Annotated in this window: 14 protein-coding genes; 9 read left to right on the top strand and 5 right to left on the bottom strand. The window is 47.7% G+C overall.

Annotated features, from left to right (window positions below):
• Positions 1-258 precede the first annotated feature (258 nt).
• The 4 genes from NDK19_RS03600 to NDK19_RS03585 all read right to left on the bottom strand — a co-directional run bounded on the left by NDK19_RS03600 (position 259) and on the right by NDK19_RS03585 (position 4,226).
• Positions 259-1,491 (bottom strand): nucleoside recognition domain-containing protein, encoded by a 1,233-nt coding sequence (locus tag NDK19_RS03600; protein WP_250630469.1) that lies wholly within the window; start codon positions 1,489-1,491, stop codon positions 259-261.
• Between the two features lie 89 nt (positions 1,492-1,580).
• Positions 1,581-2,291, bottom strand: a complete 711-nt coding sequence (locus NDK19_RS03595; protein WP_250630468.1) for an SDR family NAD(P)-dependent oxidoreductase — start codon at positions 2,289-2,291, stop codon at positions 1,581-1,583.
• 99 nt (positions 2,292-2,390) lie between these two features.
• Positions 2,391-3,560 carry a PQQ-dependent sugar dehydrogenase gene (locus tag NDK19_RS03590; protein ID WP_250630467.1) on the bottom strand — a complete coding sequence of 390 codons (1,170 nt, stop codon included), beginning with the start codon at positions 3,558-3,560 and terminating at the stop codon, positions 2,391-2,393.
• Between the two features lie 21 nt (positions 3,561-3,581).
• On the bottom strand, positions 3,582-4,226 hold the full coding sequence (locus NDK19_RS03585; protein WP_250630466.1) for a M15 family metallopeptidase: 645 nt from the start codon (positions 4,224-4,226) through the stop codon (positions 3,582-3,584).
• Positions 4,227-4,329: 103 nt separating this feature from the next.
• Here NDK19_RS03585 and NDK19_RS03580 point away from each other — a divergent pair, with 103 nt between their 5' ends.
• From NDK19_RS03580 to NDK19_RS03570, 3 genes are read left to right on the top strand one after another with little or no spacing between them, the layout of a single operon-like run.
• On the top strand, positions 4,330-6,996 hold the full coding sequence (locus NDK19_RS03580; RefSeq protein WP_250630465.1) for an MGH1-like glycoside hydrolase domain-containing protein: 2,667 nt from the start codon (positions 4,330-4,332) through the stop codon (positions 6,994-6,996).
• Positions 6,997-7,021: 25 nt separating this feature from the next.
• Complete coding sequence (locus NDK19_RS03575) at positions 7,022-8,845, top strand: tetratricopeptide repeat protein (RefSeq protein WP_250630464.1); 1,824 nt, start codon at positions 7,022-7,024, stop codon at positions 8,843-8,845.
• Positions 8,845-9,591 carry a LytR/AlgR family response regulator transcription factor gene (locus NDK19_RS03570; protein ID WP_250630463.1) on the top strand — a complete coding sequence of 249 codons (747 nt, stop codon included), beginning with the start codon at positions 8,845-8,847 and terminating at the stop codon, positions 9,589-9,591. Before NDK19_RS03575 ends, NDK19_RS03570 begins: the two co-directional genes overlap by 1 nt.
• A 73-nt stretch (positions 9,592-9,664) precedes the next feature.
• Here NDK19_RS03570 and NDK19_RS03565 read toward each other — a convergent pair whose 3' ends face one another.
• Positions 9,665-10,723 carry a hypothetical protein gene (locus NDK19_RS03565; protein WP_250630462.1) on the bottom strand — a complete coding sequence of 353 codons (1,059 nt, stop codon included), beginning with the start codon at positions 10,721-10,723 and terminating at the stop codon, positions 9,665-9,667.
• A 234-nt stretch (positions 10,724-10,957) separates the two neighbouring features.
• Here NDK19_RS03565 and NDK19_RS03560 point away from each other — a divergent pair, with 234 nt between their 5' ends.
• The 6 genes from NDK19_RS03560 (at position 10,958) to NDK19_RS03535 (ending at position 16,070) form a co-directional block, all read left to right on the top strand.
• On the top strand, positions 10,958-11,899 hold the full coding sequence (locus NDK19_RS03560) for a hypothetical protein (RefSeq protein WP_250630461.1): 942 nt from the start codon (positions 10,958-10,960) through the stop codon (positions 11,897-11,899).
• 85 nt (positions 11,900-11,984) lie between these two features.
• A complete protein-coding gene (locus NDK19_RS03555; protein WP_250630460.1) occupies positions 11,985-12,728 on the top strand; it encodes a hypothetical protein in 744 nt (247 codons plus the stop codon).
• A gap of 168 nt (positions 12,729-12,896) precedes the next feature.
• Positions 12,897-13,703, top strand: coding sequence for a hypothetical protein (locus NDK19_RS03550; protein ID WP_250630459.1), 807 nt, complete (start codon positions 12,897-12,899; stop codon positions 13,701-13,703).
• Positions 13,704-13,718: 15 nt separating this feature from the next.
• On the top strand, positions 13,719-14,549 hold the full coding sequence (locus NDK19_RS03545; protein WP_250630458.1) for a hypothetical protein: 831 nt from the start codon (positions 13,719-13,721) through the stop codon (positions 14,547-14,549).
• 31 nt (positions 14,550-14,580) lie between these two features.
• Positions 14,581-15,420, top strand: a complete 840-nt coding sequence (locus NDK19_RS03540) for a hypothetical protein (protein WP_250630457.1) — start codon at positions 14,581-14,583, stop codon at positions 15,418-15,420.
• A 29-nt stretch (positions 15,421-15,449) separates the two neighbouring features.
• On the top strand, positions 15,450-16,070 hold the full coding sequence (locus NDK19_RS03535; RefSeq protein ID WP_250630456.1) for a hypothetical protein: 621 nt from the start codon (positions 15,450-15,452) through the stop codon (positions 16,068-16,070).
• Positions 16,071-16,081: the final 11 nt, after the last annotated feature.

The following is a 16,081-nucleotide window of genomic DNA, read 5'->3' as shown; positions in this document are numbered from 1 at the left end:
AAAACTTCCGATTTTTCTACCCAAAAAAGTACTGTTGTTATGCCTTTTCAGTTTCACTTTTGATGTGTATAACGCTTCTTATGAGGTTGGCGAGCACTACCTTTTGCAAATACTTGTTTTGAGCCTTTATACACAAACCAGTTAGGTCTTTTAGACCTGTCTGGTTTTAATTGGTTGTTTTTCAGTAACTTATACAAGCAGGGCTGCAAATCACTTGCACTTTTATATACACGTTGTGGCTATTGGTACAGCATTGAATCAATGAAAAAACAAATAGGCGAGCAAAATAGCCGCAAGAATACCTGCCGCATCGGCAATTAGTCCGCAGGTGAGTGCATAACGGGTTTTGCGGATACTCACTGAGCCAAAATAAACAGCCAATACGTAAAAAGTGGTTTCGGTAGAGCCCTGAATCATAGCAGAAAGCCTGCCTGCAAAGGAATCCGCCCCGTAGGTCTTCATTGTGTCGAGCATCATGCCGCGCGCTCCGCTTCCGCTGAGAGGTTTCATAAAGGCAGTAGGCATTGCGGGTACAAAATCGGTATTGAAACCTGCTGCCGCTACTGTCCATTGCAAACCTTCAATCAGGTAGTCCATCGCGCCCGAGGTGCGAAAAACGCCTACCGCTACCAAAATTGCTACCAGATAGGGGATAATGCCTACCGCTACCTGAAAACCGTCTTTGGCTCCTTCAATGAATGATTCGTACACATTGACCCCGTTGCGCCAAGCAAGCAGCAAGAAACCAATGATAACGGAAAACAGAATCACATTGCTTGCTACGGCAGATACTACCCCGATTTTTTCCTGCGGAAGGGTGCTGAAATAAGCAATAACGGCGGCAATAAAAAGGCTCAAACCGCCTAAATAGGCAAATATAACAGGCTGTAACAAGTTGATTTTCTGATAAAAAGCAACGGCAATTAAACCTATGAGCGACGAGAAGAAAGTTGCCAGCAGAATGGGAATAAATACATCCGAAGGGTCAGCCGCCCCCATTTGCGCCCGATATACCATAATGTTAATCGGGATGATGGTTAGCCCCGAGGTGTTCAGCACCAGAAACATAATTTGTGCATTGGAAGCCGTGTCTTTGTCGGTATTGAGTTCCTGCATTTCACGCATGGCTTTCAGGCCGAGCGGAGTAGCAGCATTGTCTAACCCCAGCATGTTGGCTGAGAAATTCATCAAAATTGAGCCGATAACGGGATGATTTTTAGGCAGTTCAGGGAATAGCTTGTGGAAAAACGGGCTTACCAAGCGGGCTAAAATTTGTACCGCACCGCCTTTTTCGCCAATGCGCATCAGCCCTAACCAAAGGGTCATTACGCCCGTCAGCCCCAGCGATATTTCAAAGGCGGTTTTAGAGGTGTCAAAAGTATTGGCAACAATTTTTTGGAAAATTTCCATATCGCCAAAGAAGATGAGCTTTACGAGCGCAACAACAAAAGCAATCAGAAAAAACGCCAGCCAGATGTAGTTTAATGCCATGAGGTAGTTTTGAATTTAAAATGACGCAATGGGGCTGCTGTTTTTGGCAGAAAATCATTGCGTCATTTACGGTAAACGAATCGGGAATATCATTTCAGCGTACCCATGCCGCCATCTACGCCGACAATTTGTCCGGTAATCCAACCGGCAGCGGGAGACAGCAGGAAGATAGCAGCTCCCGCCACATCCTGCGCTTCGCCTATGCGCCCGATGGGATGGCGTTTGGCGGAAGCCTCTTCTTTTTCGGGAGACGAAAGCAACTGCTGCGCCAATGGTGTTTTGGTCAGCGAAGGCGCAACAACGTTCACGCGGATTTTGGCGGGTGCTAACTCTGCCGCCAGCGAGCGGGCGAGCCCTTCAACGGCACCTTTGGCAGCGGAAATACTGGCGTGAAAACCCATCCCCACCGAAACGGCAACCGTACTGAACAGCACGATACCTGCCCCTTCGGGTGCTTTTTTCAGATAGGGCAGCGTAGCCTGAATGACTTTTACGGCACCCAAAACGTTGATTTCAAAGTCTTTGCGAAAGTCTTCGGGAGTCAGGCGGTTAAAAGGTTTTAGCGTGATACTGCCCGGGCAATAGGCCAAGCCGTCTAAGTGCTCCGGAAGATTTTCCAATTTGGCATTAGGGTCTAATACGTCGTAGATGGTGTGTCCCGCAATATCCAACCCCGATGGAAAACTGCGCGAAGCCGAGTAAACATTTGCGCCTGCGTCAATCAGCCGATGCGCCATGGCATAGCCGATGCCGGAACTTGCACCGATAATTAAGATATTTTTTCCGTGAAAATTGAGCATGGTTGAGACAGTTTTGGGTCTTTGAATGTACAAGCACGCGAGTGGCTGCCGACAATATTTTTCACTGATTTTTGTAAATCCGAAATCCCGATTTACTTATCAGCCTTTATAAGCAATGCGATAAATTACGTTGGCCTTGTCATCGGAAACGAGCATAGAGCCGTCGGGCATTAGTTGTACGTCCACAGGCCGCCCCCATGCTTCGTCGGTTGTGCTGTTGAGCCAGCCTTCCGCAAAGGTTTCATAACCTGCCGATTTATTGTCGGGCGTAACACGCACCAAGCTGATGCGATAGCCTGATTTTTTGGAGCGATTCCATGAACCGTGTTCGGCAATAAACAAGTGCTTTTTGTAGGTATCGGGGAACATATTGCCGTCGTAGAATCGGCAGCCCAATGCGGCTACGTGTGCGCCGAGCACCTGCGTAGGCGGCGGAAAGTCCGAACAAGGGCGCTTTTTACCAAATTCGGGGTCGGGTATGTCGCCCTGATGGCAGTAGGGGTAGCCAAAGTGCATACCTGCTTGCGGTACGTGATGCAGCACATCGCCCGGGATATCGTCGCCCATCATATCGCGTCCGTTGCTGGTAAACCACAGGTGTTTGTCGTCGGGATGCCAAGTGAAGCCCACGCTGTTGCGGATACCATGCGCATAAATCTCAAAGCCCGAACCATCGGGGTTCATGCGGGTAATGGTAGAGTAAACGGGTTTATCCAAGCGTTCGCAGATGTTGCAAGGCGCACCAACGGGCACGTAGAGTTTATCGTCAGGCCCGAAAGCAATAAACTTCCAGCCGTGGTGTTTGTCAGTCGGGAATTGGTCGTAAACCACCACCGGTTTGGGCGGGTTGTCCAGATTAGCCTCAATGTTATCAAAGCGCAGGATACGGCTTACTTCTGCCACATAGAGACTACCGTTGCGAAAAGCTACGCCGTTGGGCATATCCAGCCCCGAAGCGATTACTTTCACCTCATCGGCGCGAAAATCCTTGTCTTTGTCAATAACGGCATAAACTTTATCGCCTTGGCGATTGCCCACATAGAGGATACCCGAAGGCGACAAGCACATCGATCGGGCGTTGTTTACTTCGGCAAAAACGCTGATGGTGAACCCTTTGGGCAATTTAATTTGGTCTAAGGGCAGTTTTTTGTCAAAAGGGTGTGGTTCTGCTTGTGTGGCAGCGGTGTTTTGTGTATTTTCCGCAGTACCGCAAGCCAACAGGCTGAATACGGCAAGCGAGGCACCAATTTTTTTTACTAATGGTAACATGCTGAAAAAGAGGTTAATAAATCACTGACAAGGAATCGGGAAATCACTGATTGCGTATAGGTTGCGGTGCGAAAAATGCCACCATTCTGTTTTAATCGTCCTAAAATTATGCTTTTTCATGGCATCCTGCAAAATGCGGCGGTTTTCCATCACCTGCGGGCTGTGCGGAAAGTCCAGATGGGCTTCTTTCCCGAAAAAATCAAACGGAGAGCCCATGTCAAGTTCCTTGCCTTGCCCATCCACAAGTGTTAAATCTACCGCGCAGCCGCGATTGTGCATCGAGCCTTTGCGCGGGTCGGCCACATAGTTTTTGTTTGGCGTTTTTTTCCACATCCGCCACTGCACCGAAAGGGGGCGATAGCCGTCGTAAATTTTCATGCGGTAGCCTTTGGCTTTTACCAATTGATGAGCTTTTACCAAATCCTCTGCTACTTTTTTGCGCAGCAAAACCTTGCCGCAGTCGTACAGGACGTCGCCCGTAAAGTTGTCGGTGGTGGCATATTTTACATCCAGCACAAAGGTAGAATCCAAGGTCAGCAGTTCTACCCACGAAGTATCGGGGGGTAACAGGATTTGGACCTGTAACCTTTTGCCGGTGCTGTCGGGCATTTGCCATGCGGCAAGCAACACAACAAACGGCAACCATATCCATCGGTATTGTTTCATAATCAACAATTGCAAATAAAGTTTGGAAATCCCGTAAATATGCGCAACTATTGCCTATTGGCAGAGCATACAACTATATTTGTATTAAACATTCTTTCAACAAATGACAGCTAACAATCCTGAAGCGATTCGTCTGAAAGCAACGCACAACAATACCGGCTGGAAACGCTGGGGGCCTTATCTCTCTGAAAGACAGTGGGGAACAGTTCGTGAAGATTACAGCCAGCACGGCTATGCATGGGGCTATATCACACACGACATGGCACGCAGCAAAGCCTATCGCTGGGGGGAGGACGGCATCGGCGGCATTTCGGATACGAAACAAACGGTGTGCTTTGCCAACGCTTTTTGGAACGGCAAAGATACCATCATCAAAGAACGGCTTTTCGGATTGGGCAACGGCGAAGGCAACCACGGCGAGGATGTGAAAGAGTTGTACTACTATTTAGACTCCACACCGACGCATTCATACATGAAAATGCTGTATAAATACCCGCAAAGCCGATTTCCGTATGAGCAGTTGGTGGAAGAAAACAAGCGCCGCACCCGTCGGGAAACCGAATATGAGATTACGGATACCGGCGTTTTTGACAACAACGCCTACTTTGATATTTTCATTGAATATGCCAAAGCTGACCCCGAGGATATTTTAATCAAAATAACAGCCATTAATCGCGGCGATACAGATGCTATTTTGCATTTTTTGCCGACCATATGGTTCCGCAATACGTGGTCGTGGGGCTACGAAACGTGGGAGTGGAAATACAAACCAAGCCTTTTTGCTGACCCCGAAGCAAATTATTTGCACATCCAGCACAAGAATTTGGGCGAAATGCGTTTGCACTACGAAGGCTCTCCCGAGCTTTTGTTCTGTGAAAATGAAACCAATCACCGCCGCCTACGCCATTTGGCAGATGCCGTAAAGCCCGACAGACCTTTTCCGAAGGATGCCATTAACGACTACATCATTACGGGCGATAAGCGTTTTAAAAATCCGGAACAGAAAGGCACCAAAGCGGCGCTGCACTATCAAACGATTATTCCTGCCGGTAAGTCGCATACCATTCGCCTGCGGTTAAATAATATCACATCTGCACAAAATCCTTTTCATGATTTTGACAATATTTTTGAATTGCGCAAATACGAAGCGGATTTGTTTTATGAAGACATCCACAAAGACATACCCCACAATACCGACCTGTTCAATATTCAGCGTCAGGCTTTTGCGGGCATGATGTGGAACAAGCAATACTATTACTACAATGTGGAGCAGTGGCTGAACGGCGACCCTATTCATGGCGATAATTTGCCGGAAGAACGCAAACAAGGGCGAAACCACAAATGGAAACACTTGTATAATTCCAATCTGATTTCCATGCCCGACAAATGGGAGTATCCTTGGTATGCGGCGTGGGATTTGGCTTTTCACTGCGTGCCGATTGCCAAGATAGACCCTGCATTTGCCAAGCGGCAGTTGGTACTGATGCTCCGCGAGTACTACATGCACCCCAACGGACAAATACCCGCCTATGAGTGGCATTTCAGCGATGTAAACCCTCCCGTACACGCATGGGGGGCGTGGAAAGTTTACAATATTGAAAAAAAAGCCAACAACGGACAAGGCGATACGGAGTTTTTGTCAATTGTTTTTCAAAAACTGTTGATGAACTTTACGTGGTGGATTAACCAAAAAGACCGCGAAGGAAACAACCTTTTTGAGGGGGGCTTCCTTGGATTGGATAATATCGGGGTATTTGACCGCAGCAGTACCAGCCTGCCCATGGGCGGCTACTTAGAGCAGGCCGATGCCACCAGTTGGATGGCGATGTATTGCCTCAATATGTTGCGCATTGCGCTGGAACTGGCGCAAATCAAGCCCTACTATCAGGAAATGGCGTCCAAATTTTTTGAACACTTCTTGGCCATTGCAGCCGCTATGTTCAACATGGGTTCTGAGCACATTGATTTGTGGGACGATGAGGACGAGTTTTATTATGACGTGCTGCATCCTGCCAATCATCGCAGCCACCGCTTGAAAGTGCGTTCCATTGTAGGCATTATGCCCATTCTGGCAGTGGAAGTACTCACCCCCGAGCTGATAGATAAATTGCCCGATTTTCGTCGTCGGTTAGAGTGGGTATTGCGCAACAAACCTGCTACGGCAAGCCTTATTTCCCGTTGGTACGAACTGGGACGCGGCGAAAGTCGTATGCTGTCGCTGTTGCGCATCCACCGCTTGAAGTGCATTCTGCGCCGCATGTTAGACCCTAACGAGTTTTTGTCTGATTATGGTATCCGTTCGCTTTCCAAATATCACGAAAAACACCCCTATGTGTACTATTTCAAGGATAGAGCGTACACGGTGGAATATGTTCCCGGCGAGTCGGATTCATCTATGTTCGGCGGCAACTCCAACTGGCGTGGCCCTGTTTGGTTTCCGATTAATTACCTGATAGTTGAGGCATTGCTCAAATTCCATGAGTACTACGGCGATTCGCATAAGTTTGAGTACCCGACCGGCAGCGGTAGTATGCACACACTCAAAGAAATTGCCAATGACCTGAAGCAGCGCTTGATTAAATTATTTGCCAAAAACGATAAAGGCGAGCGGGTTGTATTTGGCAATCATCCGCTCATACAGCAAGACCCCAATTTCCGCGACCACATTCTGTTTTACGAATACTTTGACGGCGATACAGGGCGCGGGCTGGGCGCATCGCACCAGTGTGGCTGGACAGGATTGGTGGCCGCGCTGATAGGTGATTTTTAGGGTTGAGTAATCAATGAATTAACGAATGAAACAAATTCGGCCATTCGGCTTTCAACACCCTGCAACCAAACCAATGCCGCTATTGCTTGGCCTCTGTTTTTTGTGGGTTGCTCCGCTGTTGGGGCAGGGTGTAGCCGATAGCCTGACACAACTGCTCCAAACCACACTTTCAGACACTGCGCGGTGCGAGGTGCTCGTGCAATTGGCAAGTGCACAGCAGCAAAAAGGAGATTACCGCCGCGCAGAGCAAACAGCGCGAGAGGCCTATCGTTTGTCGGTTCAAAAACTTTCTGCCGGTCAGCAGGCAATGGCATCCATGCGGCTGGGCACTATCCTCTGCGACCGTTCGCAACACAAAGAGGCATTGGACTTTTTGTTTAAGGCTGCCGAAAACTTCAACAAAGCAAATGACCAACTCAACCGCGCTCGGGCACTGAACAATGTGGCTGCCGTTTATCACGAACTGCAACAGTATCCGCTGGTGCTGCAATACATGGAACAGGCGCTGCAAATTGTTGAAAAGTTGCAGGCAAAACCCGCCATGGCCGTTATCAGCGGCAATCTGGGCAACCTGTATGCGCAATCAGGCGATTTTAACAAGGCTCAACAACTCATAGAACGTTCCTTGGCGTTAAAAAAGGAACTTGGCGACAGGCAGGGAGAATCCTATTCACTGAACTTTTTGGGCGGCATTTACGAAAAGCAAGGCAATACAAAGGAGGCATTGAATATTTACACGCAGGCACTTGCAATTGAGAAAGCCATTGGTGAGCCGTATCTGATGACTCATTCCTACCAACACATCGGCGATTTGCACAAACAGCAAGGCAATCTGCAACAGGCAAAAAATTACTACGACAGCGCAGCAGTGAGCGCCCAAAATATCGGTGCCACCAAAGAACTGGCGCAGGTTTACTTGGCCTACGCCGAGTTGGACTCTGTCGCAGGAAAGTTCAGGGAGGCCTACCAATGGTACAAACGCCACAAACAACTTTCGGACAGTGTATTCAACAGCGAACGCAGCAAGCAAATTGCCGAACTGCAAACCCGCTACGAAGTGAGCGAAAAAGAGAATGAAATTGCGCAACTTTCGCAACAAACGCAGATACAGGAACTTCAAATCCAGCGTCGCAACGTGCTGATGGCAAGCGGAGCTTTGTTGGCCGTTGTGATATTGGCCGCTGTCGGCATTTACAACCGCAACCGCCGCCTGACCATGCAGGCTTCATTGTTGGAAACCGAGCAGCGATGGCGCAGGGCACAAATGAACCCGCATTTCTTCTTCAATGCACTCATGGCAATTCAGCAGTATGTCAATCGAGCGGAAACCCTCACTGCCAGCAGCTACATTGCCCGTTTTGCCCGCCTGATGCGCCGCGTATTGGACAGTTCCGAAAAGGAATTTACCGTTCTTTCCGAAGAGTTGGAAACGCTGCAAGCCTACATAGACCTGCAACGTATTCGTTTTGAGCAACCCTTTGACTATCAGGTAAGTATTGACGATGAAACAGATGCAGACGAAGTGCAAATCCCTGTGATGCTGCTGCAACCGTTAGTAGAAAATGCCATTGAACACGGGCTGCGCGGGCTTGCCACAGGCGGCAAATTGCATTTGGACATCCGAACCAAGGGCGAGCAACTGCTCATCAGACTGACGGACAACGGCATCGGCAGGCAGGCAGCAAGCCACTTGCGCCGAAAAGAGCATATTTCCAGAGCTACCACCATTACCGAAGACCGCATCCGCCTGCTGGAAAAACAAGCAGGCTTTAAGGTAATTTTCCACATCAGAGATTTGGAACAAGGTACGGCAGCATCTTTGCAGATGCTACTCAAATACATTACCTGATGCGCTGGATAACGATAGACGACGACAAACAACAACGCAACTTTGTAAAAGACATCATCGGCAGGTTTTGTCCGCAAGCTGTTTTTTCGGGTGAGGCTAAAAATGTGCAAAAAGGCAAGGTACTTATTGAGGAAACACGCCCCGATTTGGTGCTTTTAGACATAGACATGCCCGACGGAACGGGTTTTGATTTGTTACAGCAATTGCAAAGTGTTGATTTTCAGGTGGTTTTTATTACCGCATTTGATAACTACGCATTGCAGGCATTTCGTATCTCTGCATTAGATTACTTGCTTAAACCAACTGACCCTGAGGAGTTGGTGGCTGCCATCAATCGGGCAGGGGAGACAATTCAAAGCAAGCAGTTGCAACAACAGATTACCGTCATGATGCAGTACTTGCAAGCAGGCAATGCCGCAGCGCGTCGCTTGGTGCTTAAAGACATGGAGGCAATCCACATCATAGAAACCGCCGAGATTATGTACTTGCAGGCAGAGGATAACTACACCACCTTTTTTCTGAATAACGGGCAGAAAATGATGGTTGCCAAAACTTTAAAAGAATACGAACAACTGCTTGAAAATCAGGGTTTCTTCCGCTGTCATAAATCGTACCTATTCAACCTTGCTTACCTGAAACGGATTGAAAAATCGGACGCGGGGGCGGTGGTACTCAAAGACGGCACCGAACTGCCGCTGGCCATCCGCAAGAAGGAAGCGCTGCTGAAAGTTTTACAGGCGTTGTAAAAAAACAAAGGCTTCCCCACGCGGCGAAGCTTTGTTTGATGGAATTGTAAGTAGAATAGGTTTAGGTTGTAAACTACTTTTGGAATGACGCAATTTTTTCTTTCCAAACTCTGCTTACTGTGCTTGACGTACCTACCGCTGTCCAGCCGCCTGAAAAGTTCTTACCGTCGTGGTTTTGTACCGCATCAAAGGGGTAGTACATAAACAGGCCGTGTTCTTTCAGGGATGGTTCTATAAAGGCCATCTTGCCTTGTATGCCGCGTCCGGTAACTACGCCCGTCAGGTTGTTGCGGTAAATTACATAGTCGTTGCCAACCAACGATACAGCAATCATTTCGGTATTGCCCCCGAAGGCATTGTTTGCCCAGCCTTGCAGCGTTTCGCGGATTTGCTTCAATACTTCCTCAGAGTGCAGCTTGCCCGGCTTTTCAATGGAATTTTCCATGAAACTGTTGTTGTCGCGGTAGCTTTCTACTTCTTTGGCATATTTGGCGATAAATTCTTTTTCTATTTCTTTTTCCATATCGCCTGCTACTTCCCAAATTTTGGCTTCAAGGTCTTTAATGGCTTTTTTGCCCTCTTCGCCCTGCCATTTGGCCAAAGCATCTGCATCAGGAGCAAGTACCAGCATCACTTCAGGCATCTGCTTGTCATAAGGATAAAATACGAGATAGCCCATGCGCTTGGGTATTGTCTTGCCCGGCTTTTTGTCGTCGCTTTTGCCTTTGTAGAAAATGTAAGTATTTTCTTCGGGCGAGAACACGCGGCTGTCTTCGGGGCACTCTTGGTCGTTGCTCAGCTGAAAACTGCGGTAAACCGTGCCAAAGAATGGTACGCCCAACTTGGCAGCCATATCTTTTCTGTCAAGTACATTGAAATAGACTACCTGCTTGCTCAAAAACGTTGAACCCGTAAATCCGAGCATGGGGCGCGGTGTATTCTCTTGTGTTTCAGTTGCCTTAATTAGGAACTTGTCTAACTTGTCAACACCTGCCGGTACACTGCTTACCAATGCCTCTCCCGACTTGCCTTTTACTTTTTCTTTGAGTTTGCTCAATTGCGCAGCGGCGGGATTGACAGCCCATGCGCCTACCATAGCGATTACTAAAACTTGTTTAATGAAACTTTTCATTGTGCTTACAAATGATTGGTTGATGAAGCAAAACTATACAGCACCCGACAGGCTTAAAGCACCGTTGAGGGAACGCGGGATATGACTGAGGCAACGCATGGAAAAGCCGAAAAATCAAATTCTCACACAAACCTGACGGATTCTCATACAGCCGTTGCGCATCCTCATTTGCCGAAAAAGAGTCGCGGTAAGCCCCTACTTTCGTATCATCAATCAAAACAAATGATTAACCCAATGAAAAAAGTACCATTTTTATCAACCTTTGTGTTTGCCCTGTTATGGCTGGCAGCTATCGCACAGGCGCAAACACCGCAGCAAATGGCAGCTTGGCTGACCTCAGACAACTGGGTCGCCGACCTGAAATCTATGGAAGTAGCACTGGTAGAGAAGTTCAAGGCAGCAGAAGCACAGCAATTATCACGCGCACAACGCGAGGAACTGCAAAGAAAAAAGACCGAAGCGTTTAAGGCTTTGTTCGTTTTCCAACAGATACAGATGCAATTTAACCGCAATGGCTCTTACAACCTGCGCATACAGAATACCGACGTTCAGCAAGGCACTTGGCAGGTAGCAGCCGACGGCAAAAGTGTGATTTTTGACGGCACGCCCACACCGTTTATTAAGCTCACCGACACACATTTTGCTTATCCCTTAGATGAGTTTATGAATCTGTATCTGGTAGCGGAAAAGAGGAAAGGTGAGTTTCTGTTAGACGAAAACCAGCACATGGCAATTCCTTTGATGATGGCGGGTTCCTATCCCAAAAGTCGTGTGAAAATAGTTCCTGCACCTGATGGCAAAACTTTTACAGTTTATACTTATACCACTACTCTTCAGGAACTGTACTATTGCGAATGTCGCGTGGAAGGCGTGCGTGAAGGCATAGAAACAGGTGCCTGCAAAGGTCAGCGCCTGACACAATATGAAACCCCGGATTATATGGAAGGCAGTGCCATTGGCTTCTACGGAAGAGACCCTAACACCGGTATTTACATATTTGGTCATTATGTGCGCCCAATCACACCTTTTATAGGTAACGAAATGTATTTAAACTACCTGACCGCCCCTGCCGATAGCATGATAGATGAAATTGTGCCCGTTATCGGTACGAAAGATGAGCCTGCTGCGCTGACCGACATGGCAACCAAACTGCGTAAATGGTGGTGGATTAAATAAACAACTCAACCCTTTCTATAAAATACACTTTCCGGCACAGGTTGGCAAAAATTATTGCAGCCTGTGCTTTTTCAAAAAAATATCCATGAAAAAGCTGTACACTTTTTTTGCTGTGTTGCTGTTGAGCAGCCCGCTGTTTGCCCAACAGCCGTTTTTATTTGGCGGCTTGTATGTATTGCCTGATAATCAAGAGGTTATTATGGTGCAATGCGATGCCAAAGATGGAATGATAAGCGCGGTTTATCATGCACCCAAAGGCGGCAAATACTTGCGCTACGAAATCATGCGTCAGGAAGACAAGCCGACTGCTAATAAGATGCCGCAAAAAGCACTTCGCCTCTACCACGAAAAAGCCCCCAATGTAGTCTACGAAATGACGCTGACGCATACAGGCAAAGACAAATGCACGCTGCAATTCAACACCTTGCGCCAAAACAACCAACGCACGCTGGTTCGTTTGGCACAGGAAGACAACATGTCTTTTGACAACGAAGACCCTGCAACCGCTACGATGGCAACTGCCATGCAAAGTGTGCGTATGCAGTTCTACGACCCCACCCACGATGTTTATGCGGATAATATTCCGATAGCTTTCGGTGTGATGGAAGACCCTATCATGTTTGAGCTGGCAATTGGTGAAGGCGAACAACGCGCCGTTTTCTACTGCGCTTTTGACAAAGATTTGACCGTGCTAATGGGTAACGACAATGTGATGTACACCCAAAAAGAGTTCATCGGCAAACTCAGCCTGCTGAAAGACAACCGCTGGATGCTTTCTCTGTTTGACAAAAAAGGCAACGCACTAGGTACGCTGGCAGAGCCTAAGTAAGCATTAACTAACGCATTATTTAACGCAACGTTCGCAAAGGTTCAATCGCAAAGTACACAAAGAAATATCGTTGGAAGAACACTTAGCGCGCTTGGCGTAAAACTTAGCGGCAGAAAATTTAGAAGTACGAAACACTCAACCGAAATTTTATTTGTAACCACTTCCACCATGAAAAATAAACTAACCCTTTTCTTATTCGCCCTTTTGCTGTGGAACTGCAAGGGCAAAACAAGCACCGACGAGTCTGACGGCACAACAACTGCCGAAGAAAGCGTTGCAACAGCCGACTATTCAAGCCTTGAAAACCTCATCGGTACTTATCCGCTGGACGACATGGACGGCGACGGCAAACCCGAAACCATCGTGCTCTACGGTCAGCCACAGGATGCGGGCGTTTTCACACAAATCCGAATTGACTATTCCAACGCGGGAAGCATGGCACACACCTATGCGGAAGGTTACGATAAAATCAGCGAACCCGAGCGGTTCACGCGCCTTACGCAAAGCGATGTAATTGTGAGCAATGTTTTTGGCGGCAAGGAATGTCCTTATCTGCTTCGCTTGCAGCACAAAGGGACAAAAAATGCTTTTCTGATAATAGAAGGCTACGGCTATGCCAACGAAAGCCGCCTGACCGTGTTGGATTTAGTCCCCCAAGAAGGCGAAAGCGTGATGCTTGACGAGCACTTTGTCCTGAACGATATTTTGTTAGAAAAATCGCTGCCCGGCTATAATCAACCTGCCTTTGTGCTGATAGGCAAAAAATCGTTAGATGAGTTGCTTGGACAAAATGAAGACGGCTCATATAGCATGACTTACTGCCCGCACCTGACTGTTCCGCTTGCACCTGTCGGCAATGATGCCAAAATGGCTTACATGAAAGCCTATAACGAAAAGCATTACCTCTGGGACGGTCCCGAATGTAACGAGCGCATCGTATTTTTCCCTGCCAACGGCAAGCCGTATTTTCAGTAGTAAAATGATGCAAAAATGAAACATCAATTAACTATTTTCCTGCTTGCCCTCTTGCTGTGGAACTGCAAAGGCAAAACCGCCGCTACCGAAGAAACCGCACAAAGCAATGACTATTTCCCCGATACGGAAGCTGCCGAAGCGGTTCACCACAACACGGAGGCAACTGCCTTTGATTTCAGCGGCGTATATGCCGGGCGCGGCGAAGGCTTTGATGTTTTCCACGTTACGTGGCGCAACGGCAAACCGACAGCGGTTCGCTATTCGTTGAACGGCGGCAGTTACCAAACCTGCGACATCGTGAAAGAGTCCCCCTCACACGATATGGCGGAGTATTCCGTTGCCGAACACAGCCTGACCGTTCGCCTGCAAGGCAAAACGCACCGACTCACGCTGATTAAGCAATCCGAGCAGGATTTGCCGCTGCTCTACGTGCAATGGCAAGGCGAGAAACTGCAATATCCGCTCATGCAAATTGCCGATGCGAAGTCCGATATTGGCAAAGGTGATGTTTTTACGCATTACGATTGGGCAGAGGCTTTGGCTAATCGCCGATGGGTATTGTTGGACGATGCCACAGGCAAACCCGCCACTGCCAAAGTAAGCGTCAAAAAAACAGCGATGGAATTAGTAACCTTGGATTTTACCATTACCGAAGGCAGCAAAAAGACCACTTATCACTGCGAAGTCTATAACAACTTTACCATGAGTTGCAAGCCCGAAGGCGATACTAATTTCAGCATGATACCCACCGTTATGCCGTACAATCTGGCAACGTGGAGCATTGCATTTGACACCAACGCAGGGCAACGTTTGTTTACGCTGGTGCAAGACAGCCCTATTTTCTAAATCGTAACAATCATTATCAAATTTTCAACCCATGAAAAACAAATTTCTTTCCATGCTGTTTGCCGCATCGCTGCTGATGTTGGCAGTTGCATGCGGTAAAAAGCAAGACAGCCAAACAGGCGAAAGTACCGCTACTGAAAACGCCGTACCCGACACGGAATCTGCATTTGAAGGAGAAACAGGCGGCGACGACCGACAGCCCGAAAAAGTACCTTCTTCCATCAATTTCAGCGGCTTGTATTATGATTTGAACACCGCCACAGGCTATTACATTTATTGGGACACACAAAAAGGCGAAGCTACTTCCGTGTACGTAAGCGATGCCAAAGGCAATTGGCAAAAAGCCGCTATCCGCTCGCAAAAGCCGTCGGCATTTTTTGAATATCAGGAAGCAGAACAAACCGTAGAAGTTACTCTGCAAAACCAACCCGTGAAACTGATTATACACAAGGAAAATGACGGCGCTAAAAATATTGACCGATTTGTAGGCGATGTGCCGCAGCAAGTGGCTGTTTTTCTTGCCGATGCCTCTGTCGTTCCGATTACGGAAAGCCAACCTTTGTCGCAGCATCTTGCCGAAGCCTTTGCAGGCATGAAATGGCAAATCCGTGACCCTAAAACTTTTCAGGGTTCTGCCACAACTAAGGTAAGCACCGCACAGCAAGGCAATCGCGTTATTTTCACCCTCACCGAAGGCGGCACAAAGGCAGTTTTCACCTGCGAAGTACAAAAAGATAACAGCATCCGCTGCGCTACCGAAGGTTTTGAAGATTTTTCTATCAAAGTAAAAATGGTTTACGGGAGCGGCTTGGAACTGCATTTTGATGCGCCGACAGGGGAAGAGATAATGACGCTGATGCATCAGAAATAATATTCATCCCCCCATACCGACATCACACAATGGCTTATAATCGCTTTATTGCAACCGATGTAAACAAATTGCTGGCACAAGGCAAGCTAAAAGTAGAGCGGCGAGGTTCTGAATTGTCTATCCGCCTTAACTTTTTCTGCGCCTACCATCAGGTGTTAATGATGCGTATCGCTGCGATTTATCTCTTTATCGTAGTTGCATTCTATTTTTCATCTGAGGTTGCAGAAGCATACAACAGCGTAAAAACCGCGTTGATTGTAGCAAGCGTTCTCAGTTCAAGAGACTTCATCTGGCTACTGTACGGCTTTGTCAATCGGTCGGTTTTTACACTTACGCCTACCGAATTGCGCCTTCGTTTTGGTCCGCTGCCCATGCCGGGCGGGCTGAAAATCGCCACTTCCGAGATTGAGCGATTGATGGTAACTGATAAGCAGATACATGCCCGGTCGGAAATGGGGAATGTAGTAAGCACCTATTTCACCCTATATGTGATAGATAAACAAGGAAAGGCGCGCAAACTCATCTCTAACATGTACGCCACAGGCGAAGAGTTCAGTTTGAATTACATTGCAGCAGAAATGGCTAAATTTCTGCAAGTGCCCTGCAAACTTTTCCCAACCAAAAACCAACAAAAAACCGTTGAAGCATAATCCAAATCTTT

This window comes from Rhodoflexus caldus (assembly GCF_021206925.1).
GTDB lineage: Bacteria > Bacteroidota > Bacteroidia > Cytophagales > Thermoflexibacteraceae > Rhodoflexus > Rhodoflexus caldus.
This window is presented reverse-complemented; position numbering and strand designations above follow the sequence as displayed.

Bases quoted from the DNA above. Each gene is read 5' to 3' on its own strand.
- NDK19_RS03600 (WP_250630469.1), bottom strand. From the start codon at position 1,491: ATGGCATTAAACTACATCTGGCTGGCGTTTTTTCTGATTGCTTTTGTT.
- NDK19_RS03595 (WP_250630468.1), bottom strand. From the start codon at position 2,291: ATGCTCAATTTTCACGGAAAAAATATCTTAATTATCGGTGCAAGTTCC.
- NDK19_RS03590 (WP_250630467.1), bottom strand. From the start codon at position 3,560: ATGTTACCATTAGTAAAAAAAATTGGTGCCTCGCTTGCCGTATTCAGC.
- NDK19_RS03585 (WP_250630466.1), bottom strand. From the start codon at position 4,226: ATGAAACAATACCGATGGATATGGTTGCCGTTTGTTGTGTTGCTTGCC.
- NDK19_RS03580 (WP_250630465.1), top strand. From the start codon at position 4,330: ATGACAGCTAACAATCCTGAAGCGATTCGTCTGAAAGCAACGCACAAC.
- NDK19_RS03575 (WP_250630464.1), top strand. From the start codon at position 7,022: ATGAAACAAATTCGGCCATTCGGCTTTCAACACCCTGCAACCAAACCA.
- NDK19_RS03570 (WP_250630463.1), top strand. From the start codon at position 8,845: ATGCGCTGGATAACGATAGACGACGACAAACAACAACGCAACTTTGTA.
- NDK19_RS03565 (WP_250630462.1), bottom strand. From the start codon at position 10,723: ATGAAAAGTTTCATTAAACAAGTTTTAGTAATCGCTATGGTAGGCGCA.
- NDK19_RS03560 (WP_250630461.1), top strand. From the start codon at position 10,958: ATGAAAAAAGTACCATTTTTATCAACCTTTGTGTTTGCCCTGTTATGG.
- NDK19_RS03555 (WP_250630460.1), top strand. From the start codon at position 11,985: ATGAAAAAGCTGTACACTTTTTTTGCTGTGTTGCTGTTGAGCAGCCCG.
- NDK19_RS03550 (WP_250630459.1), top strand. From the start codon at position 12,897: ATGAAAAATAAACTAACCCTTTTCTTATTCGCCCTTTTGCTGTGGAAC.
- NDK19_RS03545 (WP_250630458.1), top strand. From the start codon at position 13,719: ATGAAACATCAATTAACTATTTTCCTGCTTGCCCTCTTGCTGTGGAAC.
- NDK19_RS03540 (WP_250630457.1), top strand. From the start codon at position 14,581: ATGAAAAACAAATTTCTTTCCATGCTGTTTGCCGCATCGCTGCTGATG.
- NDK19_RS03535 (WP_250630456.1), top strand. From the start codon at position 15,450: ATGGCTTATAATCGCTTTATTGCAACCGATGTAAACAAATTGCTGGCA.